30 protein-coding genes are annotated in these 25522 nt (G+C 57.4%); 9 read left to right on the top strand and 21 right to left on the bottom strand.

Annotated elements, in window-relative coordinates; genetic code table 11:
* Window positions 1-48: 48 nt before the first annotated feature.
* From IDH41_RS13210 to IDH41_RS13190, 5 genes are all read right to left on the bottom strand, one after another.
* Entirely contained in the window at window positions 49-1302 is a 1254-nt protein-coding gene (locus tag IDH41_RS13210) for an aspartate kinase (RefSeq protein ID WP_190861738.1), read from the bottom strand.
* 129 nt (window positions 1303-1431) lie between these two features.
* Window positions 1432-1989, bottom strand: coding sequence for an elongation factor P (gene efp, locus IDH41_RS13205; RefSeq protein ID WP_190861736.1), 558 nt, complete (start codon window positions 1987-1989; stop codon window positions 1432-1434).
* A gap of 31 nt (window positions 1990-2020) precedes the next feature.
* A complete protein-coding gene (locus IDH41_RS13200) occupies window positions 2021-3094 on the bottom strand; it encodes a M24 family metallopeptidase (protein WP_190861734.1) in 1074 nt (357 codons plus the stop codon).
* 7 nt (window positions 3095-3101) lie between these two features.
* A complete protein-coding gene (aroQ, locus tag IDH41_RS13195) occupies window positions 3102-3560 on the bottom strand; it encodes a type II 3-dehydroquinate dehydratase (protein WP_190861732.1) in 459 nt (152 codons plus the stop codon).
* Window positions 3561-3653: 93 nt separating this feature from the next.
* Window positions 3654-4160, bottom strand: coding sequence for a YqhR family membrane protein (locus IDH41_RS13190; RefSeq protein ID WP_223829704.1), 507 nt, complete (start codon window positions 4158-4160; stop codon window positions 3654-3656).
* Window positions 4161-4368: 208 nt separating this feature from the next.
* On the opposite strand from IDH41_RS13190, the gene IDH41_RS13185 reads away from it, so the two are divergent.
* Both IDH41_RS13185 and IDH41_RS13180 read left to right on the top strand, forming a co-directional pair.
* Window positions 4369-5316 carry a DUF1385 domain-containing protein gene (locus IDH41_RS13185; RefSeq protein ID WP_190861728.1) on the top strand — a complete coding sequence of 316 codons (948 nt, stop codon included), beginning with the start codon at window positions 4369-4371 and terminating at the stop codon, window positions 5314-5316.
* Between the two features lie 38 nt (window positions 5317-5354).
* A complete protein-coding gene (locus IDH41_RS13180) occupies window positions 5355-5681 on the top strand; it encodes a hypothetical protein (protein ID WP_223829703.1) in 327 nt (108 codons plus the stop codon).
* Between the two features lie 75 nt (window positions 5682-5756).
* On the opposite strand, the gene mntR is transcribed toward IDH41_RS13180, so the two are convergent.
* The 11 genes from mntR to IDH41_RS13125 form a co-directional block, all read right to left on the bottom strand.
* Complete coding sequence (mntR, locus tag IDH41_RS13175; protein ID WP_190861726.1) at window positions 5757-6179, bottom strand: transcriptional regulator MntR; 423 nt, start codon at window positions 6177-6179, stop codon at window positions 5757-5759.
* 105 nt (window positions 6180-6284) lie between these two features.
* Complete coding sequence (locus IDH41_RS13170; protein ID WP_190861724.1) at window positions 6285-6998, bottom strand: cytochrome c biogenesis CcdA family protein; 714 nt, start codon at window positions 6996-6998, stop codon at window positions 6285-6287.
* A gap of 26 nt (window positions 6999-7024) precedes the next feature.
* Complete coding sequence (locus IDH41_RS13165) at window positions 7025-7834, bottom strand: metal ABC transporter permease (protein ID WP_190861722.1); 810 nt, start codon at window positions 7832-7834, stop codon at window positions 7025-7027.
* Window positions 7818-8636: a metal ABC transporter ATP-binding protein gene (locus tag IDH41_RS13160; RefSeq protein ID WP_190861720.1), complete on the bottom strand. Its 819-nt coding sequence runs from the start codon at window positions 8634-8636 to the stop codon at window positions 7818-7820. The genes IDH41_RS13165 and IDH41_RS13160 overlap by 17 nt, the downstream gene beginning before the upstream one ends.
* Window positions 8637-8699: 63 nt before the next feature.
* Entirely contained in the window at window positions 8700-9746 is a 1047-nt protein-coding gene (locus IDH41_RS13155; RefSeq protein ID WP_190861718.1) for a metal ABC transporter solute-binding protein, Zn/Mn family, read from the bottom strand.
* Between the two features lie 253 nt (window positions 9747-9999).
* Entirely contained in the window at window positions 10000-11991 is a 1992-nt protein-coding gene (gene metG / locus IDH41_RS13150; protein ID WP_190861717.1) for a methionine--tRNA ligase, read from the bottom strand.
* Between the two features lie 391 nt (window positions 11992-12382).
* Window positions 12383-12622 carry a membrane protein insertion efficiency factor YidD gene (gene yidD, locus IDH41_RS13145; protein WP_223829715.1) on the bottom strand — a complete coding sequence of 80 codons (240 nt, stop codon included), beginning with the start codon at window positions 12620-12622 and terminating at the stop codon, window positions 12383-12385.
* Between the two features lie 17 nt (window positions 12623-12639).
* Complete coding sequence (locus tag IDH41_RS13140; protein ID WP_190861713.1) at window positions 12640-13080, bottom strand: Fur family transcriptional regulator; 441 nt, start codon at window positions 13078-13080, stop codon at window positions 12640-12642.
* A 74-nt stretch (window positions 13081-13154) separates the two neighbouring features.
* Entirely contained in the window at window positions 13155-13379 is a 225-nt protein-coding gene (locus IDH41_RS13135) for a hypothetical protein (RefSeq protein WP_190861711.1), read from the bottom strand.
* A gap of 35 nt (window positions 13380-13414) precedes the next feature.
* Window positions 13415-13615, bottom strand: a complete 201-nt coding sequence (locus IDH41_RS13130; RefSeq protein WP_190861709.1) for a hypothetical protein — start codon at window positions 13613-13615, stop codon at window positions 13415-13417.
* Between the two features lie 155 nt (window positions 13616-13770).
* Window positions 13771-14202, bottom strand: coding sequence for an Hsp20/alpha crystallin family protein (locus IDH41_RS13125; RefSeq protein ID WP_223829702.1), 432 nt, complete (start codon window positions 14200-14202; stop codon window positions 13771-13773).
* A 132-nt stretch (window positions 14203-14334) separates the two neighbouring features.
* Here IDH41_RS13125 and IDH41_RS13120 point away from each other — a divergent pair, with 132 nt between their 5' ends.
* The 6 genes from IDH41_RS13120 (at window position 14335) to IDH41_RS13095 (ending at window position 16452) form a co-directional block, all read left to right on the top strand.
* Window positions 14335-14574 (top strand): spore germination protein, encoded by a 240-nt coding sequence (locus tag IDH41_RS13120; RefSeq protein ID WP_190861708.1) that lies wholly within the window; start codon window positions 14335-14337, stop codon window positions 14572-14574.
* On the top strand, window positions 14571-14774 hold the full coding sequence (locus tag IDH41_RS13115; protein ID WP_190861706.1) for a spore germination protein GerPB: 204 nt from the start codon (window positions 14571-14573) through the stop codon (window positions 14772-14774). The genes IDH41_RS13120 and IDH41_RS13115 overlap by 4 nt, the downstream gene beginning before the upstream one ends.
* Before the next feature lie 47 nt (window positions 14775-14821).
* Window positions 14822-15490, top strand: a complete 669-nt coding sequence (gene gerPC / locus IDH41_RS13110; RefSeq protein ID WP_190861704.1) for a spore germination protein GerPC — start codon at window positions 14822-14824, stop codon at window positions 15488-15490.
* Entirely contained in the window at window positions 15491-15724 is a 234-nt protein-coding gene (locus tag IDH41_RS13105) for a hypothetical protein (RefSeq protein ID WP_223829701.1), read from the top strand. It begins immediately after the preceding gene.
* A gap of 10 nt (window positions 15725-15734) precedes the next feature.
* On the top strand, window positions 15735-16154 hold the full coding sequence (locus tag IDH41_RS13100; protein WP_190861702.1) for a spore germination protein GerPE: 420 nt from the start codon (window positions 15735-15737) through the stop codon (window positions 16152-16154).
* A gap of 172 nt (window positions 16155-16326) precedes the next feature.
* Complete coding sequence (locus IDH41_RS13095; protein ID WP_190861700.1) at window positions 16327-16452, top strand: sporulation protein YjcZ; 126 nt, start codon at window positions 16327-16329, stop codon at window positions 16450-16452.
* Window positions 16453-16539: 87 nt separating this feature from the next.
* On the opposite strand, the gene IDH41_RS13090 is transcribed toward IDH41_RS13095, so the two are convergent.
* Window positions 16540-17568 carry a YeiH family protein gene (locus tag IDH41_RS13090; RefSeq protein WP_190861698.1) on the bottom strand — a complete coding sequence of 343 codons (1029 nt, stop codon included), beginning with the start codon at window positions 17566-17568 and terminating at the stop codon, window positions 16540-16542.
* A 190-nt stretch (window positions 17569-17758) separates the two neighbouring features.
* Between IDH41_RS13090 and IDH41_RS13085 the strand changes: the two genes are divergently transcribed.
* Window positions 17759-19636, top strand: coding sequence for a prenyltransferase/squalene oxidase repeat-containing protein (locus IDH41_RS13085; RefSeq protein ID WP_190861697.1), 1878 nt, complete (start codon window positions 17759-17761; stop codon window positions 19634-19636).
* Between the two features lie 115 nt (window positions 19637-19751).
* Here the strand turns inward: IDH41_RS13085 and IDH41_RS13080 are convergent, their stop codons facing one another.
* Genes IDH41_RS13080 through IDH41_RS13065 form a run of 4 tightly spaced genes read right to left on the bottom strand, consistent with a single transcriptional unit; the run spans window position 19752 to window position 25510 of the window.
* A complete protein-coding gene (locus IDH41_RS13080) occupies window positions 19752-21737 on the bottom strand; it encodes a glycoside hydrolase family 15 protein (RefSeq protein ID WP_190861695.1) in 1986 nt (661 codons plus the stop codon).
* Complete coding sequence (gene glgA, locus IDH41_RS13075) at window positions 21719-23185, bottom strand: glycogen synthase GlgA (protein ID WP_190861693.1); 1467 nt, start codon at window positions 23183-23185, stop codon at window positions 21719-21721. Before glgA ends, IDH41_RS13080 begins: the two co-directional genes overlap by 19 nt.
* Before the next feature lie 49 nt (window positions 23186-23234).
* A complete protein-coding gene (gene glgD, locus IDH41_RS13070; protein WP_190861691.1) occupies window positions 23235-24347 on the bottom strand; it encodes a glucose-1-phosphate adenylyltransferase subunit GlgD in 1113 nt (370 codons plus the stop codon).
* A complete protein-coding gene (locus IDH41_RS13065; RefSeq protein WP_190861689.1) occupies window positions 24344-25510 on the bottom strand; it encodes a glucose-1-phosphate adenylyltransferase in 1167 nt (388 codons plus the stop codon). The genes glgD and IDH41_RS13065 overlap by 4 nt, the downstream gene beginning before the upstream one ends.
* Window positions 25511-25522 lie beyond the last annotated feature (12 nt).

The raw sequence follows: 25522 nt of genomic DNA, 5'->3' as shown, positions 1-25522 counted from the left end.
TAACCCCTTCTTCATGAATTGGAATTAGGACGGGTTGAAGCTGTAAAATTATCGGCGCTCCTGCGGGCCGCCGACGAATGCCTGCTCCGCCGTATCGAGGCCGTAAGCCGTATGAAGGGCTCGAACGACGTCGTTTAAAGGTTCCGCGGAAATGACGCAGGACACTTTAATTTCGGAAGTGCTGACCATTTTGATGCTGACGCCGAGCGAAGAAATCGCCTCGAACATTTTGGCCGCGACGCCCGGATTGCTGACCATGCCCGCGCCGACGATCGAAATTTTCACCAAATCCGACTCGGACGTCGTCTCGCGGAAAGGCACGGTGCCGCGGATGCCTTCGATGACCGAGATCGCTTTGTCTTGGTCGTCGCCGGAAAGCGTGAAGGAAAAGTCGGCTTTGCCGTCCTGCACGCCGCTTTGCACGATAATGTCGACGTCGATTCCGTTGCTCGCGAGCGCCCCGAATACGTTGGCCAGCACGCCCGGAACGTCCTCCACGCCCATAATGCTGATTCTAGCTACATTTTTGTCAAACGCGATGCCGCGAACGACCACGCCTTGCTCCATGACCGCTTCCTCCTTCACACTCGTACCTTCGTTTTGGGTAAAGCTGGAACGAACGACCAGCTTTACGTTATTGTGCTTGGCGTACTCCACCGCGCGGGGATGAAGCACCGCCGCTCCCAGATTCGCGAGCTCCAGCATCTCGTCGTATGAAATCTCGGCGAGCTTGCGCGCGTTCTTCACGACGCGGGGGTCCGTCGAATAAACGCCGTCCACATCCGTATAAATCTCGCACACGTCGGCCTTCATCGCCGCCGCAACCGCGACGGCCGTCGTATCGGAGCCGCCACGCCCGAGCGTTGTGATTTCCCCGTCTTCGCTCATGCCCTGGAAACCCGCAATGATGGCGACGTTCCCCTGCTCAAGCGCCTTGAAGACGCGATCCGGTCTAATGTCGGTCATCTTCGCTTTCCCGTGCAGCGCCTCCGTACGGATGCCGGCCTGCCAGCCCGTGAAGGACACCGCCCCGGCGCCCATCCGATGAATCGTCATCGAAAGCAGGGCGATCGATATTTGTTCGCCGACGGACAGCAGCATATCCATTTCCCTCGCCGGCGGATTCGGATTCAACTGCTTCGACTGATCGATCAAATCGTCTGTCGTATCTCCCATGGCAGACACGACGACAACGATATCGTTGCCCTCCCGCTGCCTCTCAATAATTCGCTTTGCGACTCTTTGCATCCGCTCCGGCGTTCCGACCGAGCTGCCGCCAAACTTCATCACTATCAACGACAAAGCTGATCCACTCCCAACCTTGACATATACATACAAGATAATATTATACCACAACATGCCGCCTTTTGGGTATAACCGCCTATGAAAAAACCGCCCGTTTTGCACGGGCGGCCGGATGACGCATTCATCTTATGCGCGCGAAATGTACTTGCCTTCGCGGGTATCGACCAGCAGAACGTCGCCTTCATTAATGAACAGCGGCACTTGAACGTTCAGCCCGGTTTCGACCTTCGCGTTTTTGGTGGCGCCTTGGGCGGTGTTGCCTTTGACGCCCGGCTCCGTCTCGACGACCTTCAGCTCGACGCTGTTGGCCATTTGGATGCCGAGAATTTCGCCTTGGTAGCTCGTAATGTTGACGTTCATGTTTTCTTTCAGGAAGTTAAGCTCCCATTCGAGCTGCGCCTTGTCCAGGTTGAACTGGTCGAACGTCTCGTTGTCCATGAACGTATACTCGGAGCCGGAGTTGTACAAGTACTGAACTTCGCGGTTCTCGATGATCGCGCGGCCGATCGTCTCGCCCGCACGGAACGTTTTCTCCACAACGTTGCCGTTGCGGAGGTTCTTCAGCTTGGAGCGTACGAATGCTGCGCCTTTGCCCGGCTTAACGTGTTGAAAGTCCAGCACGGTGAAAATATCGGAATCTACTTGTACGGTCAAGCCTGTCTTAAAATCGTTTACTGAAATCATTGCTGATTCCCTCCTGGATTGAATAGTTCCCTTAACCTAAAGTAATCAATTCCTTCGGTGAAGAGGTTAATATTTTAATACCGGTGTCCGTGATGACGATGTCGTCCTCGATCCGCACGCCGCCGAAGCCGGGGACGTATATGCCGGGCTCTACCGTCACAGTCATGCCGGGGGTTAAAATCGTGTCGCTGAGCTTCGACAATCTCGGCGCTTCATGGATCTCCATCCCGAGCCCGTGTCCGGTACCGTGGCCGAACTGATCGCCGTAGCCGTATTTCGTGATGATGTCGCGCGCCAGCGCGTCCGCTTCGCGGCCGCTCATGCCCGGCTTGATATGCGCAAGCGCGTGCAGCTGTGCCTCAAGCACGATATTGTAAATCTCGCGATGCTTCTCCGACGGCTTGCCGACGACGACGGTGCGCGTCAGGTCGGAGCAATATCCGTTGTAATAGGCGCCGAAATCAAGCTTGACGAACTCGTTCGCGCCGATGACGCGGTCGCTTGCGACGCCGTGCGGCAGCGCCGACCGTTCGCCGGAGGCGACGATCGTATCGAACGAGGATGAAGTCGCGCCGCGGCTTCGCATGTACACTTCCATCTCGAGGGCGATATCCGTCTCGCGGACGCCCGTACGGATCAGCTGCTGCACATGGCCGAACGTATGATCCGCCAGGTCCGCCGCTTCCTGCATAATTTGCAGCTCCGCCGCATCCTTTATCATGCGAAGCCTCTCGACGATGCCTGCCGCAGGCTGCAGCGCAACGCCGGCCAGCGCTTTCGACCAGGCGGCGTATTCGCTGTATACGACGTGTTCTTGTTCGAACGCAAGCTTCGTCAGGTTGTTCTGCCGCAGCAGCTCGCGCACGTCCTCGATCGGGCTCGGCCCGTGCTCGACGATTTGAAAGCCGGCCGCCTGCTGCGGCGCCTGCATGCGATAACGGAAGTCCGTGAGCAGGTAGCTTTCGGAAGACGTGACGAGCACCATACCGGAGGAGCCGGTAAATCCGCTGACGTAGCGGCGGTTGTGCGCGCTTCCGATCAGAATCGCTTCGAGCCCCTGCTCCTCGAGCGCTTGGCGAAGCCGTTTCACTCTATCGTTTGGCATATCCGCTTCATCCTTTCCTGCTAGCTTCCGCAATTTCCAGATGGCGCAACAGCGCCGTAAGGCCCAATTCGTAACCGTGAGCGCCGAAGCCGGCGATTTGGCCGACGGCCACCGGCGCGATGACCGAGACATGGCGGAACGTTTCCCTCTTGTGAATGTTCGACAGATGCACCTCGATCACCGGCAGCCCCACCGCGCTTAGGGCGTCGCGCAGGGCATAGCTGTAATGCGTCCATGCGCCGGGATTGATGACGATGCCGTCCGCCTTGCCGTACGCGCTATGTATCCGATCAATCATTTCGCCTTCGTGATTCGTTTGAAAAAACTCGGCCCGCACGCCTAGCGCTTCGGCCTTCTCCTTCAGCGCCGATTCGATGGAAGCCAGCGTATCCGTTCCGTAAACGCCCGGCTCGCGTATGCCGAGCATGTTCAGATTCGGTCCGTTCAATATCAAAATGCTGCGCAATTCCGTACCTCCCAATTAACCGAAAACGGCATGGCTTCAAAGTCCATTAGACATTTTACCACAAATGCCCTGCGCTTGAGAAGTGGATTTCAGTCAATGGGCGCCCAGCGGCTCCCGCGAAGCTTCGTCCGTAAATTCGAACGCGATCGAATAGCCGATGAACGCGCCCCACAGCAAAAAGACGCAAAGCTCCGAAAAGAGCGTATTCCAGCCTTCCTTCGTCACGCCTGCCATCACCCCGAGCAATGGGCCGAGCGCAACGAATAGAAGCGCCCACCACGCCAAGCCGTAAACGATTCCCGGCCACGGGCCTCTCATGCGTCCGAGCAGAACGTAATACAGCAGAGCCGCGATGATCGACAGCGCGATAAAGCATCCGATCCCGACGACCATACCCCAGCCCGTCTTCAGGAACGATTCCCGGAAGAACGGGTCGGCGGCAAAGCCCGGCAGAATCGTCGTAAATTTCATCGCATAGAAGAGCCAGCGCACGATGCCCCAAATGAGGCCGGCGAAAAAACCGATTTTGACCGCGTACAGCCAAGGATTCGTATCGTGATGCAGGCTGCTTCCGTTGCTGCGTTTCCTGTTCGTTGCCATTGCTTGCTCCTCCATTCCGTTTTGTTATGGCGACGGGCTTAGTATATGAAAAAACGGCGAACCGTAACCGTCCGCTAACTCAGCTTCCATCGCCCGCGGAGCGTTGGCAATTGGCCGCTCGATCAAGTACAATGGAGTTACGATACCGATAGCAGCATTCGCCCTCAAGTTCGGAGGCGAAAACCTACTCAAGGAAGGTGACAAGCAATTGCCGCAAGACTCCCGTGGTATATATGGCGGACAGGCGGTTATCGAAGGCGTTATGTTCGCCGGGAAGCACGTGAACGTAACGGCCGTCCGCCGCAAAAATGACGAAATCGTGTTTTACGAGGTGCCCCGAACCTCTCAGCGCTGGGTGCAGCGGCTTAAGAAGATCCCGCTCGTTCGCGGCGTGGTCGGCATCATCGAATCGAGCGCCAAAGGGTCCCAGCATTTGAACTTTTCAATGGAAGCCTATGCCGAAGACGAAGCCGGCGAACAGCCGGACCATACGCCCGTCAAGGAAGAGAAGAAAGGCGGCGGATGGAGTCTGAGCATGATCGTCGGCGTCGCGGTTGCCGGCGTGCTCTCGTTTATTTTCGGCAAATTGATCTTTACGGCGGCTCCGGCGGCGCTTGAAGAATTGCTGTTCGCGGGCGCGTTCGACAATAAAATCGCCCATAATTTGCTAGAGGGACTTATTAAGATCATTCTGCTTCTCGCTTATTTATACTTCATCTCCATGACTCCGCTGATCAAGCGGCTGTTTCAATACCATGGCGCGGAGCATAAGGTCATCAGCGCTTACGAAGCGGGCGAGGAGCTTACGGTTCGCAACGTCCAGAAGTACAGCAGGCTGCATTACCGCTGCGGCTCGAGCTTCATCGTCTTTACGGTCATCGTCGGCGTCATCGTCTATTCGCTGCCGATTTTCACTTGGGAAACGATATGGGAGCGCATCTATATCCGAATTTTGCTCCTGCCGCTCGTGCTTGGCATATCGTACGAAGTATTGCGCTGGACGAACGCGCTCCGGGAAGTGCCCATACTTCGATACCTCGGTTTTCCGGGGCTGTGGCTGCAGCTGCTTACGACGAAGGAGCCCAAGGACGAACAGGTCGCCGTATCCATCGCTTCGTTCAACCGGATGCGCGAGCTTGATCAGCAAATGAAATAAACGAATCACACACTTCATGCGGAGAGGCGGTATGCACGATGAGCAGAATGCCGAGTAGATGGAATGCTTGGACGATCGGCCTGTTGGCGCTGCTTGCGATCGGACTGGTGTACAGCGTAATTTTAAGCCCGAGCTCGTTCATCATTCCGATCGTGGTACTGGGCGGCATTTACCTGTTGTATAAATATCCTCCTTCTTTCTTAAGAGGGTACGGCGGCTCGCGACAGGGACGCCCGCAGGTGAAGCCGGGCCGGGCCGCCGCCGCGGCAAAATCGAAATCGGCCAAGCCGCGATCGAAGACGGTTCCCTTCCGCGTCATCGAAGGCGGCAAGGACGACGACGACGATTTGCCGAAATATCATTAACGACCACATCAAGAAGGTCTAAGGCGTCCGCCTTAGACCTTCTTTGTTAGCCTGCCTAGCAGGCCGTCTATGTACCTATTCGCTGTCCATCTCCGCACGCAGTGCCCGAAGCTCGTCCAGTCTTTGCGAATCGCGTTTGAAATATTCGACCAACGATTCGATGCACGTAATCGAGTCCCAGCTGAGATGATGCTCGATGCCTTCCACGTCCTGATAAATATTTTCGTCCTGCACGCCGATCGTCGTCAAGAACGATTCAAGCAGCTGGTGCCGGTCGACCAGCCTCTTCCCCATCTTCTTTCCTTTATTCGTCAATACGAGACCGCGGTATTTTTCATAGATCAAATAGTTGTCTTTGTCGAGCTTTTGAATCATTTTCGTCACGGAGGACGGATGCACTTCAAGGCCTTCCGCTATATCCGATACTCGCGCATAGCCTTTCTCGTCGATAAGCTTATAAATTCTTTCCAAGTAGTCTTCCATGCTCGGTGTCGGCATTGAAGAACCCCCTAACCCAACTTCTTCACCCAGTTTCCTCGGCGTTACTCTAAGTATCATACACTTTCTGCCGCATGCCCCGCAACCAAGGATATTCTCCGGCGTTTAGAAGGTCAGCCATTCCGGCGTAATCAGATTGAGCCAGATCGTGATTTTGGTCATTTGGTCGGTGAACAGCAGGATGCCCATCAAAATCATGACGCCTCCCCCGATTTTCATGACCGCGGCCGAATATTTCAATATCCATCTCGCCGTTCCCAGGAAAAACGCGAGCACGAAGAACGGGATCGCGAAGCCGAGCGCGTAAGCCGTCGTAAGCTGAAACCACGTGCCGGGCTCGGTGGCGGCCAGTCCCAGAATGGCGGTCAGCGCCGGTCCCATGCACGGCGTCCAACCCGCCGAGAAGCCGATTCCGAAGATGAACGAGCTGACATAGTTCGCTTTCTTCGGGATGAGGTTCATCCGGCGCTCCTTCATGAGGAGCTGCGGCTGGAACAAGCCGATAAGGAACAATCCCATCAAAATAATCAAGATCGCGGATAATTGCCGGATCAGATGCCGGTATTCGCTGAAAAACTCGGCAAAAACGTTCGTTCCGTAACCAAGCGCGTAGTACACGGTGCAAAAGCCGAGGATGAAGAACAGCGTATGCGACATCGTGCGCAGCCTTTTCTTCCTGTCGGGCGCGTTTTCTTTCAAATCCGTCACCGAAATGCCCGTTATATAAGATAAGTACGAAGGATAAAGCGGCAGGCAGCACGGAGAAATAAACGATGCAAAGCCGGCGCCGAACGCCAGCCATACATTAATATCGGACAAGCTTCTTCACTCCAATTCCTATCAGCTCAGCTGCCAACCCGTACGCCTCGGCGAATCAATAGCAGCATTAATAGAACCGCGATCAGCAGAAGAACGATCGTGCCGCCCGGAGCCAGGTTCCACACGCCAGCGATCAGCAGGCCGCTCACGACGGCCAGCTCGCCGACGACGACGACGGTCATGACGCTTTGACGGAAGCTGCGCGCTACAATTAAGCTGCATGCCGCCGGAATGGTCAACAGAGCGGACACGAGGAGCGCTCCCACGATTTTGATCGACGCGCTGATGACCAGCGCCGTCAGTACGCTAATCATAACATTATAAAATTTGACGGGCAACCCGCTGACCGCGGCCGCGTCCTCGTCGAACGTTAGGAGGAACAGCTCCTTCACCTGGGTGCGGATGACGATGAGCACGGCGGCCGTCACGCCTCCGATTACGTACAAATCCGTATTGTTCAGCGTATAGATGCTTCCGAACAAGTAGCTGTTCACGTTCATGTTGAAATTTCTCCCCATCGTGAACAGAAGGGAGGCGAGCGCTACCCCGCCGGACATAATAATCGCGATAGACAGCTCCGCGTAAGTCTTGTAAGCCTTGCGCAGCTTCTCTATCGCGAACGATGCGGCAATCGCGAACAACAGCCCGACCGCGATCGGGTACACGCCGATCAGGAAGCCGAGCGCGACGCCCGCGATCGATACATGCGACAACGTATCCCCGATCATGGACAGTCGCCGCAGCACAAGAAATAACCCCATAAGCGGGGCGGTGACGCCGATCAGCAAGCCCCCGACAAGGGCCCGCTGAAAAAACTCGCTAGTTACGATCTCCAATCAAAACAACCTCTTTCCCGCTCTCCATTTGCTCGCGCAGCCCCTTCAGGCTGTGCGCCAGATCGTTCTCCACGCAGTCCTGCGTTTCGTGCGAATGCTTGATATGGAACTTCAGCTTGCCGCTCTCGGCCGCGGGACGCTCGCCCAGATAGGAGAGAATCATGTCCAAATCGTGCGAAACCATCAGGAAGGTCATGTTGTGGTGCTGGTGCATGTGCTTAATCATGTGGAAGAAGCTTTCCTGCGTTTCGGTATCGATGCCTACGGTCGGCTCGTCCAGGATGAGCAAGGACGGATTGTTAATTAGAGCCCGAGCCAAAAATGCGCGCTGCTGCTGCCCGCCGGACAATTGCCCGATCCGCTTGTCGCGCAAATCCTCGATGCCCATGGCCTGAAGGGCGTCCTCGCACTTTCTCTGGTCGTCCTTGCCTATTTTCCTGAATATTTTATTCCGGTTGTAGAGTCCCGACAGGACGACTTCCCGTACCGTTGCCGGAAATAGCGGATTAAAGGCGTTTTTCTGCGGCACATAGCCGATTTTCTCCCATTGCTTGAAGGCCGACACCTCTTCCCCGAACAGTCGTACCGAGCCGGCTGTCGGCTTCAGCAAGCCTACGATCATGCGGAGAAGCGTCGTTTTCCCCGCGCCGTTCGTCCCGATCAGGCCGACGAAATCCCGCTCCTTCACGCCGAAGCTAAGGTTCGTGATGACGTTCTGCTGCTGATAGGAAAAGGAGACGTTGTCGAGCGAGACAACCTCTTGATGACAGCCGGCAGCGGCCGTTATCGCGTTCTTCTGCATATCGCATCTTCTCCTCGCAGCAAAGCGGAGCGCTTGATCCGCTCCGCATGTTTGCCTTTTGTTCTATTGTAATGCCTGCACGAGATTTTGCAAGTTTCGTTCCATCAACGTGAAATAGTTATCGCCGGCGGCTTCCTGTTCCGACGTCAAGCCTTCGAGCGGATTTAGCACCATCGTATCGACGTCCGCTTCGGCGGCCAGCGTCTTCGCAAGCTGATCCGAGACGAGCTCCTCGAAGAAAATATACTTGACCTCGTTCTCCTTTACGAACCTGGCGATATCGAGCAGGTCCTGGGCGCGAGGCTCGGCCTCGGGGCTCAGTCCCATGATCGCGATCTGGTTCAAGCCGTAATCGCGCGCCAGGTAGCCGAAGGCTTGGTGGGAGACGACGATGTTTTTATTCGCCGTACCCGCGAGCTGCTCCGTATAGTCGGAATCGATCTCGCCCAGCTTGCGCTTGACGGCTTCGAAATTTTTCTCGTAATCCGCTTTGTTCGCGGCGTCGACTTCAATCAGGCTGTTTTTGACGTTCTCCGCCAGCACGAGCGCCGATTTCGGGCTTACCCACGTATGCGGATCCAGGTTGCCGTGATCATGTCCTTCCTCTTCATGTTCATGCCCTTCTTCTTCATGAGCATGCCCCTCTTCGGCATGCTCTTCCTCCCCTTCTTCGAACCCTTCGATCAAAGGTACGCCGAGGCTGGCTTCTTTCGAGACGACCTTGCTGTCCTTCGACAAGCCCGTCAGGAAATCGTCCACCCAGCCTTCGAGCCCGGCGCCGTGATAGAGAAAAAGCTGCGCGTTCGATGCGACGCTCAAATCCCGGCTCTTCGGCGTCCATTCATGCGGTTCGACGCCGGAGGCGATCAAATTGTCGACGCTGACATGGTCTCCCCCGATTTCGGTTGCGAGAAAATATAAAGGATAAAAGCTGGTTACGACGTTAATTCGCTGCTCCTCTTCAACCTTGGCGGCCGTATTGCCTTCCTCCGCCGCGTTAGCGCCGCCGGGCGGTTGACTCCCTTCGTTGCCGCATGCCGCGGCAAGCAGCAGGGAAGACAGCAGCAAGCTAAGCGATGCCAGTCTTATCGGTCGTTTCAATGGCTTCATTACGGGATCTCTCCAATCTTTCCAACCCATTATTTCGTAATCGTTACTATTACGTTTTGTATTATACGACTCTCGCACTGGGCTGTCAACCTAATCCCACCCTAATGCTTCCCCGCTTTTTCCGGCCAGCGTCAGCGCTTGTTAGCTTGTATTGACCAGATCGAGCCAAAATTTAGCCGGAGGCCGATGCAAAAAAAAGGAGCGGACCCGAGGCAGCCGCTATGCCCGGGCGCTCCTTCAAGCACTACGTCCCTTATTTCACGATCGCGCCGTTCGGCATTTCGTCAGGCACCGCGGCGAGCGTCAGCTGATCGCCCTCGGACGCCGCCAGGATCATGCCTTGCGACCATTCGCCGCGCAGCTTGACCGGCTTAAGGTTCGTTACGCAAATGACTTTGCGCCCGACCAGCTGCTCCGGCGCGTAATGCTTCGCGATGCCGGAGACGACTTGCCGCTTCTCATAGCCAAGATCCAGCTGCAGCTTAAGCAGCTTGTCGGCCTTCGGCACGGGCTCCGCCGCGATAACCTGCGCGACTCTCAGCTCAACCTTCGCGAAATCGTCGATGCCGATTTCTTCCTTCGCCGAGGCCGGCTTCTCGTCCGCCGCGACGGCCGGAGTCGCGGCAGCGCTGCTTGCCGCGGGCTGCTCCGGCCGGGCGCCGCCGCCCATCGCCGCGGCGATGTAGGCCGCCTCCTCCGCCGTATCGAGGCGAGGGAACAACGGCGCGCCCTTGCCGACCTTCGTGCCGCCCGGCAAAGAGCCGAATCGCTTCGTGCTTTCCCACGTTGTCAGCTCCCCCTGCGCAAGGCCGAGCTGCTTCCATATTTCGCGAGGCGAATGCGTCAGGAAAGGCTGCAGCAGAATCGAGACGATCCGCAGCGATTCCGCCAGGTGATGCATGACGGATGCGAGCTCCTCCGTCTTCGCTTCGTCCTTGGCCAGCGCCCACGGCTGCGTCTCGTCAATGTATTTGTTCGTGCGGCTCACGAGCTGCCAAAGCGACGCGAGCGCCACCGAAAACTCCATGTTCTCGAGCGCGTCCTCCACCTGTACGATCGTCTCCGCGGCCAGCTTCTGCAGCGATTCGTCGAACGGCGTCACGGACCCCTTAAACGCAGGGACGGCGCCTTCGAAATATTTGTCGATCATCGCGACCGTCCGGTTGAGCAGGTTGCCAAGATCGTTGGCCAGGTCGAAGTTGATGCGCTCGACGAAGTTTTCCGGCGTGAACGTTCCGTCCGCGCCGAACGGCACCTCGCGCAGCAAATAATAGCGAAGCGCGTCCAGCCCGTAACGGTCGATCAGAACGACGGGGTCGACGACATTCCCTTTCGACTTCGACATTTTGCCGTCCTTCATGAGCAGCCAGCCGTGCGCGAACACCTTCTTCGGAAGCGGCAGTCCGAGCGCCATCAGCATGATCGGCCAATAGATCGTGTGAAAACGGACGATTTCCTTCCCGACCAGATGCACGTCCGCCGGCCAGAAATCGCGGTATTTGGCATCCGCCCCTTCGCTGCCGTAGCCGAGCGCCGTTATATAATTCGACAATGCGTCGATCCATACATAAACGACGTGCTTCGGATCGCCCGGCACTTTAACGCCCCAATCGAACGTCGTACGGGATACGGCGAGGTCTTCCAGCCCGGGTTTGATGAAATTGTTGATCATTTCGTTCTTCCGCGACTCCGGCTGGATGAATTCCGGATTTTGCTCATAATGCTGCAGCAACCGGTCCGCATATTTGCTCATCCGGAAGAAATAGCTTTCCTCCTTCACGAGCTCGACCGGCCGTCCGCAGTCCGGACACTTGCCGTCAACGAGCTGCCGTTCCAGGAAGAACGATTCGCAAGGCGTACAATACCAGCCTTCGTACGTCCCTTTGTAAATATCGTCCTGCTCCAGCAGCTGCGCGAATATTTTCTCGACGACCCGCTTATGGCGTTCCTCCGTCGTCCGGATAAAATCGTCGTTGGAAATTTCCAGCTTCGCCCACAAATCTTTGATGCCGACGACGATATCGTCCACGAACTGCTGCGGCGATTGGTTCTTCTCCTTCGCCTTCCGCTCGATCTTCTGCCCGTGCTCGTCCGTGCCGGTCAAATACCAGACGTCATAGCCCCGCAGCCGCTTATAGCGCGCCATCGCGTCGCCGGCCACCGTCGTGTACGCATGCCCGATATGAAGCTTGTCGCTCGGGTAATAAATCGGCGTCGTAATGTAAAACGATTGTTTGCTGCTCATTGAAGCTCCTCCTCTAACATCCGTTATGGTCTTAAAAAAACGCAAAAAACTCCCGTCCAACATGGGACGAGAGCTTGAACTCACGCGGTACCACCCAAATTCCGTCCGCGCGCGGGGCCGATGGTGGCCGACCTTGCGTCGCGATCGCTTCGTGCGCCGCCTGTCCGGCGGCTAAGCCGTTATCGCTGGCGCAGCGCCGCTCCCTTACCGGACGGCATGAACATGCCGCGGCTCGAAGGCGGATCCTCCCGGACCATCTTCCAATGGCGTCCCCTGCCGGCTTGCACCGCCTTGCCCGGCTCTCTGCGAGTGGCCTTCCATTGTACTTATCCGTTCCTCGGATCGTATGGGTTGCATTTATGAAAAATATACCGAAACGTACGCTCCCCTGTCAAGGTGGATTCGCCTTTCCCCCATAAACGGGAGGAACCGGGTCGTAGCCGCCCGGGTGAAACGGGTGACAGCGGGCGATCCGCTTCGCCGCGAGCCAGGAGCCCTTCGCCGCGCCGTGCTTCTCGATCGCCTCCAGCGCATACTGCGAGCAGGTCGGATAGAAGCGGCAGGACGGCGGCTTCAGCGGAGAGATGACCTTGCGGTAGAAGCGGATCGGCGCCTTCGTCACGCGCTGCATCACCTTCCGCCGCTTGCTCATCCCTGCCCGCCCTGGGCCAGCTCTTCCTGATCGCACGCCTTGCAATAGCCGAACACTTCGAACTTATGCTTCACGACCCGGAACTCCTCGGGAACGGCCGTCTGCTCCATCGGGCAGTACGTGATCGGATACGTCATGCCGCACTGCAGGCAAATCATATGATGATGGTGGTCGTGCTCCTTGCAATGCAGCTTGAACTTGCCGCCGTCCTCGAAGATGACCTGCTCCAGCACGCCAAGCTCCTCCATGACGCGCAGGTTGCGGTACACCGTATCGAAGCTTAAGCCCGCATAAGATTTCCCCATATATTCATAGACTTCCTTCGGAGCCAAGTAGCCCTGCGTTTCCGAGAACAGCTTCGCCAGCGTCTTGCGCTGGTCCGTAATCCGCAGCCCTTGACTAGACATCCGCCTAATAATGTCTTCCATCGTATGCATCTGCCCTACCTCCGAACGTAAAATGGTCTATCCCCATAATGACGAAAAAAAAAGCTCTCGTCAATGAGAGCCTCTTATCCGTTCACTCGCATATTGATAACGAAGCTGGCGACCATGGCCGCGAATAATAGAATGCCGATCGCCCCGGCCAGCTTGCGGCGCCCGTTCAGGCGGGCGACGAACGCGGCGTCGGCCGACAGCCGCTTCGCCTCCGAATAGGAGCGCAGAATGAATAAATAAGCGATGACGGCGGCGACGAACAATGAATTGCAAATAAACCAAGCGATTGTCCAGAACAAACCTATTCCTCCGGTCTTGATCGGCTATAATGCTGCTATAAATACCATTTGTTCAATATGTACATAAATCCGGCAAAGCTGACGACCGCCCCGCCGAAGCTCAGCCAGCCCGCGCGGAACTTCTGCTGGAACATCCGCAAAATGCCGAAGCTAAGCAGTCCGAAGATCAGCAGCAAAAACACGACGCCCAGTATGAATAAAGAAGCAGACACGCTGCTTACGTCGACTAAGGACACTTCACACACTCCCTTGTTTCCTGATAAGTACACGTTTATTAGACATTATAAGGGATACCGCAGCCATTATCCAGCCGCAAACCCTGTCGATTTCGTGACAAAAAGAACGCTCGCCAAGCACGACAGGCGCTCTTCTCTATGAATCGCCGCGTACATTACCAGCGAATGAATGCTTCATGATACGTCCGGTTCGCCGGCCTTTTCCGCAGCTTGACCTGCAGCACCCCGTCCTTCAGCAGCGTCTTGCAGACGCGCGGCTTGACGAGCTTCGGCAGCTTAATCGTCTCGGTCTTGTCGCCGGGCAGCCCTTCCAGGCGCAGCCGGTCCTCGCGGACGAACAGCCGCAGCCGATCCTTGTCGAAGCCTTCCGGCAACTTGAGTTTCACGTGGACGAAATGACGGGTCTCCGAAAAATCGGCGGAGCCTCCCCCGATCACGGCGCCTGCGGCTTCCGGCAGCGCCTTGGTCATCATTTTGCGGACGTAACGCTCAACCCAATCCGGCTCGCGCAGCAATTCGAAGCCTCTCGGCAGCCGCTGGTTCTCCATCCACCTCTCCAAATCATCCCATTTGGACGCCACAAGCATTCACCTGCCTTCCAGCACTCCTACCAGCATATGCATTTGCCCGGGTTCGGGCTACACGGGCCGCGGTAACCTCTGGGCGAATGCCGCATAAGATGTGACTATAACCTGTTTACGAAAAGAAGGGTGATGCACATGCCAGCCGTCGTCGGCTTCGTCAAAATCGTAAGCGTTGGCTCCAGCTCCATCGTCCAGTTCGGGGATTCGGTCCAAGTATCGCCGTCCAGCAACTCCAAAACCTATGCGGGCTCCGGCTCGTTCCTGACGGGCAGCCTTACCAATTCGAACAATGCCGTCAGCGCGACGAATTCCATCGATCCGGATTTGCAAGACAATACGAATAACGATATCGGCACCGGGGTTAACTTGATATGAGCTGGACGATCCATCAAACGATTACGATCCATCAGATCCGCGTTGACAACGTGTCGAACAGCTCCGTCCTTCAGGTCGGAAGCGCAGGCTCCATCCGCTCCTTATCGCAGCTGTATAACACGGGCGGATTCACGGGACCCGCCCCGCAGCTCGGCGAGGACAATCCGCTCTCCTTCGTGCCGCTTCCGAACCCGACCTGATCGGCGTCGGCGCGAGGCAATGAAAGAGGTGAAAGGAGGAATACCGCATGCAACAGATGAACCAGCTCTCTCCTTGGCAGATCTGGTCGCTTGAGGTGCAGAACGCGCTGAAGGCGCAGCAGGAGCGGATCGACGGCCTGGAGTCGCAGCTCGCCGAATTATGCGAGAAGATCAAGCAGCTCGAAGCGAAGCCCACCTATAACATCGAAAGCATCGAATACCATTTCGACCAATTGAAGGTGGAGAAGCTTGACGGGACGCTCAACATCGGCATGACCGCGCCGGGAGACGGCGACGAATCGTTCCCCGGCACGGTCGACCAGCTTGCCGTGGCCAAGCCCGAGGTGTTCCCGGCTGCCGGTCCGGCCATCCCGCCCCCTACGGGCCCGTATGCCGATATTTATGCCGGTATGAACCGCTATTTGGACACCGAGGCGCTTCAGAAGCTGCAATCGTTCGAATCCGAGCTTTGCTTGCCGCTCGATCCGTATCACCGCCGAATTATCATTGAAGACGTCCGCAAGCAGCTCCCTCCCCGAATCGAATATTATTTGCAGGCGGCAAGCAAAGGAAATAACGGCCAAAACGGCGCCGGAAATAATGGGGATGTTACCGGGCAAGTGCTAGCCAAAACAAAAAGAGACGCCGACGCGGCCATGCTTGCTTACATGAAGCAGCTGCAGAGCGGGTCGGCGCCTGCCGGAGGTATGGCGTAAATGATCCATTTCAAAGTCGTCAATCATAAGCTGAGCGTCGGGCATATCGAAATGCTCGGCGTATCCAGCGCGTCGATGGTGCAGGTGGGAGACACCGACAACGTTTCCCTCTATTCGATGTTCGATACGCCGCCCGAATCGGTCATCGTAGGTCCGCTCGCGCCGTTCCCGCTGCCGGAGAGCGCGAGCGAGGCGCTGGTCGAAGGTACGGAAGTCGCGGAAGAAAGCGACTGACGGGGCTGCCGTGAACAATCCGTATCCGATCAGGGAATCGAATATCGGTTCGATCTGCATTGTCAGCGCCGCATCGTCGGCCGTCGTACAGGTCGGGGACCGGGGCGAGACGAATGCGCGGCTGCGCGCCTTGGCGGTGCAGCGCCAGGAAGACCATACGAGGGCCGGCGACGTTTTTTTCGAATCGTATACGATATTCAGCCGCGATATGCCGGAGCTTACCGACCCCGACTACGAGGAAGGACGGGTCATCCGACTCGACCGCGTCAATTGCTCGCCGAGAATTACGGTCGGCTGCATCCATATCATTGCCGCAGGCTCGGCGGCGAGCGTATTGGCGGGCAACGGCATGCGCCTGACCGCCGATTCCAAGATCAAGCATATCCGGCAGTATCCGCGTCCCCGCCCCTACCCTCCCGCCGGCTGTTAGCGGCGATTGTTCCCGCGGACGCAAGCTTGCCCGTGTAGATAAAAGTTGCCGTTCGGACAATCGCTTAAAGGCGAGCGTACCGGTACATCCGTCTAGAACGGTTATCCGACGCCGGCATACAATAATCATGTGAGCATTAGCCTCACATCAACACGATCGGGAGGTATTGACCATGGGATATCCTGTAGCAGGCGCAGGAGCCGGTTGCGGGCTCGTAGGCGGCGTTTGGTCCAACACGGCATTCATACTCGTGCTTTTCATCTTGCTTGTCATCATTCTTCGCGCCTGCGCCTTCTAAACGGCGGCTAGGACGACATTATAGGTACGATGGCGAAAGCCGCACCGGTCTGACGGACCGGCGCGGCTTTCGTTTTTTGACGGGCGCTTATGCAAGGTTGAACGCGTGAACGAGCAGCAGTCCAAGCGCCGCGAGCAGCACCGAGCCGATTAGACCGGCTGCGAAAGCCCTTTGGCCAAGCTTGCGGAAGACGGCCAAATCGACGCCGAGCCCGAGTCCCGCCATCGCCATCGCAATCAGGAAATAAGCGGCGACGATGAGCCGCTCCGTCAGCGCCGCCGGGACGACGTTCAGCGAATGAAGGGCGCTCATGGCCAGAAAGCCGAGAATAAACCAAGGAACGGGCAGCTTATTCTGGCTCTTCTTCCCCGGCTCCTTGGCGGAGCGGCGGTGCCACAAGCCGATTAGAATGGCTGCCGGAACAAGCAGCGCAACGCGCGACATTTTCACGATTACCGCAAGCTCGATGGCTTCTTCCCCGCCAGGCGCCGCCGCGGCAATGACATGAGCGATCTCGTGAAGCGTCGCTCCGGAGAAGATGCCGTAGCCCGCGGCGCTTAAGCCGAGAACGGGATACAAGGTAATGTAACCGAGGGTGAATACGGTGCCGAGCAAAGCGACGGTGGCCGCGCTTATCGCGATTTCCCGGTCATCCGCTTTCATCTGCGGCGCGATCGCGACGACCGCGGCCGCGCCGCAGATGGCCGTGCCGCATGCCGTCAGCATGCCGAGCTTCTTGCCGGCGCCGAGCCGTCTGGCCAGGCCGTATACGAGCAAGATCGTGAAGACGACGTTGATGGCCGCAATCAAGAACGCCTTGGGGCCGGCATTCATCATGTCGGCCAAATTCAGGCGGAGTCCGAGCAAAATAATGCCGATGCGCAGCAGCTTCTTGCTGGCGAACGTTACGCCAGCCGTCATCCGCTTCGGCACGCCGAGCCATGACCGGAATGCCGTGCCAAGCAGAATGGCGATGACGAGCTGCCCCATGATATGCAGCAGCGGAAGCATCGCTATATATTTGGCGGCGATCGCCAGTAGGAGCGTGATCGCGGTGCCCAGGGCAAAGTTCAATTTTACGTTCAAATTTCCTAATGATGCGCGGTGTCGCTCCATTGTCCTCATCCTAGCTTTTTGCTTGTGCATCATCCTGTCGATGCCGTTCTTTAACTATAGAGCGGGGGATGGCAAATGGGAAATTCGAATCCTCTATCCTTCTCATTACATTTGCTTATAAAGGAGAAGTAGGGCGCGCCGAAGCCGCATATACATTTAGCAACTAACGAAGCAAAGGATGGAACGGCAAATGGATATGCACCGAATCCGCGAAAGGATTGGCGAGCTGTCGGGCGAGCTGCTCCGCCGGCAATCGGGCGACGGGGCATGGCGGATGTGCTTCGACTCCGGGACGATGACGGACAGCCATTACATTATTTTGCTGCGCGCGCTCGGCCGGTCCGACGAGACGCTTATTCGGGCGCTTGCCGCCCGGATCGCCTCCAAGCAGCTGGCCAGCGGCGCTTGGCAATTGTATCCGGACGAGAAGGAAGGCAGCCTGGACGCGACGGCCGAAGCCTGCTACGCGCTTCTCTGCGCGGGCTACAATCGCGAATGGGAGCCTCGCATCCAGTTGGCCAAGCAATTCATCCGCTCGCAGGGCGGCTTGTCGCAGGTCCGCTCGCTGCTGACGCAGGTCATTCTGGCCGCGACGGGCCAAGCGGAATGGCCGCTGCTGCTTCGCATCCCGCTGGAAGCCTTCTTCTCGAACAACGGCCTCGGCCTCGACCTGTTCTCGCTATCCGGCCACGCCCGCGTCCACCTGATCCCGACGCTGATCATGGCGAACAGGCAATATGCCAGGCGCTCCGCTTACTTGCCGGATTTGACCGATTTATTTCTCGGCGGCTCCCGGACCTTCGCGAACGACTCCACCTGGATATCCGCGCTGAACGGATTTCTTTCGACGCTCCCGTTATCGAGTCTCCTCACCTCGGGTTCGCCTACGGCAGAAGAGCAAGCGGTAACCTTTATGCTCGATCGGGTGGAACCGAACGGGACGCTGCTTACGTATTCCACCGCGACGATGCTCATGACGCTTGCGCTGCTTGCGGCGGGCTATCCGGAACATTCCCCCGTCATCGAGCATTTGCTGCGAGGCATCCGTTCGCTGCTATGCCTCGACAAACCGCATATCCAGATCGCATCCTCGGAAATATGGGATACCGCCATGCTCGGCTACGCGCTCCGGGAAGCCGGCGTTCAAGGAACAAGTCCGGCAATGGAGCGGGCAGGCGCATACTTGCTGCCGAAGCAGCAGACGCGTCTTGGAGATTGGGCGATCCGCAAGCCCGATACGCAGCCCGGGGGCTGGGGGTTCTCGGAGGCGAACACGATCTATCCGGACGTCGACGACAGCGTCGCCGCGCTCCGGGCCGTCCGCCCTTATATCGATCGCGTGACCGGCGGGGATGCCGACTGGCAGCGGGGATTGAACTGGGTGCTGGCGATGCGCAACGACGACGGCGGGTGGCCCGCGTTCGAGAGGAAAGGCGCCTCGCTTCCCGCAAGCTTCTTCGCCTTCGAAGGCGCGTCGGACATCGCGACGGATCCGTCGACCGTCGACCTGACGGGCCGCATGCTGGCCTTTCTCGGGCAAGAGCTCGACATGTCGCTCGGCCAGCAATGGATCGACGATTCGGTGCAATGGGTGCTGTCGCAGCAGACGCGGGACGGAAGCTGGTACGGAAGATGGGGCATCGCTTATATTCACGGAACGGGCGCCGCGATCCAGGGGCTGAAGGCGGTCGGAATCGCCAGCGACCATCCAGCCTTAACGAAAGCGGTCAAATGGCTGCTGGCAATCCAAAACGAAGACGGCGGCTGGGGGGAGTCCTGCCTCAGCGATAAGCTGAAGCGTTACGTCCCGCTCGGGGCCAGTACGCCTTCCCAGACCGCATGGGCACTGGACGCGCTCATCGCCGTCCATGACAAGCCGACGGCCGAGCTCGGGAAAGGCGCCGATGCGCTGCTGGCGGCGCTCGACAGGCGGGATTGGACGTACACCTATCCGACGGGGGCGGGGCTGCCGGGCAGCGTCTATGTGCATTACGCCAGCAACAATTATATTTGGCCGCTGCTTACGCTCTCCTCTCTCGTCAAAAAGTACGGCGGGCCGCAAGCTTGAAGGCCGAGCGGCCCGATCCGCGTCAAATGGCGGCTACGCCTCCTATGCGACCGGCATGACAAAGAAACCATATGCGAACGCACATGGTTTCTCTTCCATCCCTTTTTTCGCGAATTTATTCGTAGCCTCGCGTATTTTCTCGTTCCTGCAGCCGCTTATACTTCTCCGCATACTTGCAGACGCTGTGCACGAGAGTCGCGTGCGACCAGGTGAGGGGAGCGACGGAAAGCGGCGATCCGTCGTACGGGTTGAGCTGCTCCGGCAGCAGCCCGCTCTCCAGCGCTTGGTCGGCTACCCACTGCAGCGTGCGCCTGGGCCCTGCCAGCTCCTCGAGCGTCGAAGCCGATTCGATTTCGAAATTCGCGACCCACAGCGTGCATATGATCCACGGATTGCCGGGAACGCGATCGATCTCGCCGGATTGCTGAAAGTAATAATCGTTCGTGTAGCGGGCGATGCCGCCAATCGGCGTTTTGATCTGCAGGCCTTCCTTGATCGAGCGCATCGTCTGCACGACGCGGTAATCGTCGACGGGCAGCACGCCGAACTCGAATACGCCGAACAAGCTGCTCTCGAGCGTCATGTCCTTCACCCAGCGGTTATCCTTCTGGATAAGCCCGCGCGCGAAGCGCCCGCTCTCTTCGTCCCACAAATGCGCGACGATGCCTTGCTTGATGGCTTCGGCCGTGTTTTTGTAAAGGTCGCTTCGCTCGTAATCGCCGAACAAATCGGTGAAGAACGACGCCGCCATCAAGCCGCCGTATACGGAAGCGGCGGTATACGTCCAAATGCCGTATCGCTCCTCCCACAGATCGTAGCTCGGCTTCGGCAGCGACAGCGAAGGTTCCACGTACGTGCTCAGGAACGAAGCCGCCTTGCGGATCAGATTGCTGTAGAGCGACTGCGGCAGCTCGATGACCTGGTTGCGGGAATAGTCCTTCCACAGGGCGAAGAGCACGAGCGCGGTCTCGTCCTCCTGGATCGGCAGCCTTCTGCTCCCTTGCACGATATAAGGATGCCAGCTCGAGCCTACCGTCCCGTCCGGATTGTACTTATGGTACAGGTAGCCCTCCGGGGACAACGCTTGCGCGCAAAAATGGAAGAACGGCGCGATGACGCTCTGGTAGCCGGCCATCGACATCGCATCGGCGATGAGCGCTCCGTCGCGCGGCCACATATAGCTGTAGTGATCCCGATTATACTGCAAAATATCGGTGTCGTTCGCCGCCAAGATCGCGCCTCTCTCGTCGATCTGCGTTCGGACGAGCAGCAGGCTTTGCTTGAACATGCGCACGACGTCGCGAGGCAGGTCGCCAAGGTCCGTCTCCGCCCGCCTCAGCCAATGCTTCCAGTAAATGACCATGCGGCTGAGCAGCTTCTCCGGATGGTTCTCCTGCACGTACTGGTTAAGCTCCTTCACTTCCTCGAGGTTTTGGCCGATGGACATCCAGTAATAGATCGACTTCTCGCTGCCCTGCGGCACGCTCGTGCGGAAGCTGATCGTGCTGTCTACGGAGCCCTGCGCGATCGAATTGCCCATCAGGACGCCGTCCTCCGCGTCGCGCCAAGTGCCCTCCGCCGATTGGAACCGCTTGATGCCGGTCGAATATTGCATAATGCCGCCTTCGTCCGAGAAGCCGTTGAACATGAAATAATTGTTTCGCTTATAGTGGTACAACGTCCGGTTTTCCGGGTAATAGACGGCCGTGTCGCCGACCTCCGTGCCGTCGATCATCAGGTCCTGATGGAAGAACAGCCTGACCTCCTTCGGATGATCGGATCTGTTGCGGACGACGACTCTCTTGATGTATATGCATTCCCGCTGGTGGATGCCGTCGTTCATGTATAGCTCGATGCCGAGCCTCTCGTGCTTCGCCGTAATGTTCGTGACCAGCGAATCCTCGATATAATCAAGATCGAATCTCCACTCCGGCTCATCCAGCCAGGTGAAAGTCCCTTCAATCCACACGCCTAAACGGCAGTATTGTCCGCCCACGTGGTTGAGCTGCCCTACGAAGGGATAATAAATATCGCGGATGAAGCAATGCCGGTCCAGATTGAGCAGCATCTTTCCGTTGCCGATTACAAGATGACGGGCCATGGCTCCTTCTCCTTTCGGTGCGCTGCAAGCTGAGAGTAAACGGATATATAAGCTCTGGCGGAACGGTTCCAGCTGTAATCCTCCTTGGAGCCGTTCCTGACGATCTGCTTCCACGCTTCTTCATTACGATAGAGCGACAGCGCCCTGCGGACGGTGTACATATAATCATGCGCGTTGTAATTGGCGAAGCTGAAGCCGTTTCCTTCGCCAGTATATTCATCGTAGGCTTGTATCGTGTCCTTGAGCCCGCCCGTCTCGCGAACGATCGGCACCGAACGATAGCGCAGCGCCAGCAGCTGGCTGAGCCCGCACGGCTCGAACTTCGACGGCATGGCGAACAAGTCCGAGCCCGCATAGATGAGTCGTGCCAGCCGATCGTCGTAACCGAGCCGCAATGCCACCTTATCGGGGTAACGCGTAGCCATCTCCTTGAAAAAATGCTCGTAACGCTCTTCGCCAGCGCCCAATATGGCATACTCGGCATCTTCCAGCTGCAGCAGCTCCTCGAAGGTGGCGGCGATGAGATCGAACCCTTTCTGTTCGACGAGACGGGATACGATCCCGATAAGCGGCACCGTTTCGGATTGCGGCAGCCCGAGCTCCCGCTGCAGCTCGACCTTGTTTTTGCGCTTGCGGCTCAGGGAATCGCGGTACGGGCTATGCAGCGCCGGGTCGTTCATCGGATCGAACAGCTCGTCGTCGATGCCGTTGACGATCCCGATCAAGTCGCCGGAGCGGTAGCGCAGCAGCGAATCGAGTCCCTCCCCGAAATAATCGGTTTGGATTTCCTCGGCGTACGTGCCGCTTACCGTCGTCAGCTTGTCCGCGAAGACCAGCCCGCCCTTCATGCAGCTGGCCGCGCCGTGGAATTCCAGCCTGTCGGACGTGAACATGTCGTCGCCCGTGCCGAGCAGCTCCTTGAGCAGGTCGATGCCGAACAAGCCTTGATATTTCAGGTTATGGATCGTAAATACCGACTTTGCGTAGGCCCAAGCGGGATCGTACGCATACCTGGTCTTCAGCAGGAACGGAATGAGGCCCGTCTGCCAATCGTGGCAATGCACGACGGAAGGATGGAAGTCCATATAACGGACCGCTTCCATGACCGCGAAGCAGAAAAATACGAACCGCTCGGCATCGTCGCCGTAACCGTATAAGCCTCTCCGCTTAAAATAAAACTCGTTGTCGATCAAGTAATAGACGACGCCGTCAAGGCTGCCCTTCAACAGGCCGCAATATTGCTTGCGCCAGCCGAAATAAACGTTGAAATGGGCCACTTGCTCGAACGATTCGAGCAGCGCTTCCGGTATTTCCTCGTATTTCGGCAGTACGACTCTAGCATCGATGCCGCGTCTGTTCAGCGCTTTCGGGAGCGCCCCGGCAACGTCGGCGAGACCGCCGGTCTTCGCGAGAGGAACGGCTTCGGAGGCCGCGAATAGGATGTTCATCGGAAACTCCTTTCCAATTGGCGCTTTCTGTTCGCATTAAGCGAGCGCATTATATGATTTTCCTCTTTCCGGCCAGGAACGGCGTGCTTTCGGCTCCGCGAATGTCCCGATTGCCTTCGACCCGCACGTCTTTGTCCAATATGCTGTGCTGGACGATGCTGTTCATGCCGATTATGCCGTTCTGCATAATGATGCTGTTGCTGACGACCGCCCCTTTCCGGACGTGGACGCCGCGGAACAGGATGCTGCCCACAACCGTGCCTTCGATCTGGCAGCCGTTGGCAATGATCGAATTCACCGCTTTGGAGCCTTCCAGGTAGCGGGCCGGCGGCTCGTCCTTGACCTTCGTGAAGATCGGTCCCGGCTGGAAAAACAGCTCCTTCCATACTTGCGGGTTCAGCAGCTTCATATTGTTGCGGTAATAGCTGGTCAGCGTATTGACTACGCCTAAGTAGCCTTCATAGAGATAGCCGTATACGTTCAGCTTGTCTAAACGCGATAAAATTGCGTGACGGACGAGATGGTCCTGTCCTTGCGCGAGCGACGTCTCCACGAGCTCCATGAGCAGTTCCTTGCGCATGATATACATCTCCATCGAGCTGACGTCGCTTTCCATTCGGCCGTAATGGTCCTGGATCGCGGTAATGCGGCCGTCACCGTCCAAGCCCACCTTGCGCGCCCTGCCGGACAGAAGGTCGTCCTGTCGCTTACAGACGACCGTAATGTCCGCCTCGCGCTGCACATGGAACTGCAGCACTTTCTCGAAATCGATGTTGCATACCATATGGCTGCGCGCGACCACGACGTATTCCTGGGCGGAGCGGTAGAAATAGTCGCGATGCTGATAGAAGTGGTACAAGTCGCCCCGGCTGAATTCCTGAATGTCGTCGGCGGCGGGCGGCAGTACGAACAATCCGCCTTGGCGATGCTGCAAATCCCACGGCTTCCCCGTGCCGAGATGGTCCATGAGCGAACGGTATTTCGTATGCGCGAATACCGCGACGTTCGAAATGCCGGAATTCACCATGCTCGACAGGATAAAGTCGATCAGCCGGTACCTTGCCCCGAATGGAACGGTCGCCAGGCAGCGCCCCTGCGTCAAGCGCTCGAGCTTATCCGTTTCGTGGATCAAATTAACGACGCCTAGCATTTTGTGTTTCACGAATGCTCAACCTCCCGCAGCAAATGATCGACCGTGACGTATTGATCAACCGCAATGACGGTAATGGCCTCGTCCTCCGGGCCCCCGATCGTGACGCCGGGCTCTATGACCGCGCCTTCCCCGATAATGGCGCGATAGATTCGCGCCCCTTCGCCGATGCGGACGTTCGGCATGACGACCGACTCCGCGATCAAGCTGTCCTTGGCCGCGTCCACGCCGTAGAACAGCACGGAACGGTTAACCTCGCCTTCGAGCATGCAGCCTTCCGTTACGAGCGACGACGTGATTTTGGCATCCGCCCCTACCCGCTGCGCCGGCTGATTCGGGCTGACGGAATAGATTCTCCACGACGAATCCGACAGATCGAGCGGCGATTCGTCCGACAGCAAATCCATGTTGGCCTCCCACAGGCTGTCGATCGTGCCGACATCCTTCCAATAGCCCTTGAACGGATACGAATACAGCCCTTTGCCGTCCCGCATCATGGCCGGGATGAGATCCTTGCCGAAGTCGTGGCTGGAATTGCGGCTGGCTTCGTCGTAGATCAAATATTTTTGAAGCTCCGACCAGGTAAAAATATAAACGCCCATCGACGCGATGTTGCTTGTCGGGTTTTTCGGCTTCTCCTCGAAGGCGGTAATCCGGTCCTCGTCGTCGATGTGCATGACGCCGAACCGGCTCGCTTCCTTCCAATCCACCTCGATGCCGGCGATCGTGACGTCGGCCCCCGTATGCTTGTGATGCTGCAGCATGAGCTCGTAATCCATTTTGTAGATGTGGTCGCCCGAGATAATCAGCACGTATTCCGGATTATAGCGTTCGATGAAAGACATATTCTGATAGATGGCATTCGCCGTTCCTTTGTACCAGACGCCGCCCTTCTGCTTCACGTAAGGCGGCAAAATCGTCATGCCGCCGTCGCGTCGATCGAGCCCCCATGGACTTCCAATGCCGAGGTAACGGTTAAGCTCCAGCGGCTGATATTGCGTCAGGACGCCTACCGTATCGATCCCCGAATGCGCGCAATTGCTTAACGTAAAATCAATGATCCTGTATTTCCCTCCGAAATAGACGGCCGGCTTGGCCAAATCCTTCGTCAAGACGCCAAGTCTCTTGCCTTCTCCGCCGGCGAGCAGCATTGCGATCATTTCTTTTTGGCCCATGGACACCAACTC

Origin of the sequence: Paenibacillus arenilitoris, from assembly GCF_014705655.1 — a bacterium.
GTDB lineage: Bacteria > Bacillota > Bacilli > Paenibacillales > Paenibacillaceae > Pristimantibacillus > Pristimantibacillus arenilitoris.
The sequence above is the reverse complement of the archived record's forward strand: the minus strand, read 5'-3'. Positions and strand labels throughout refer to the sequence as shown.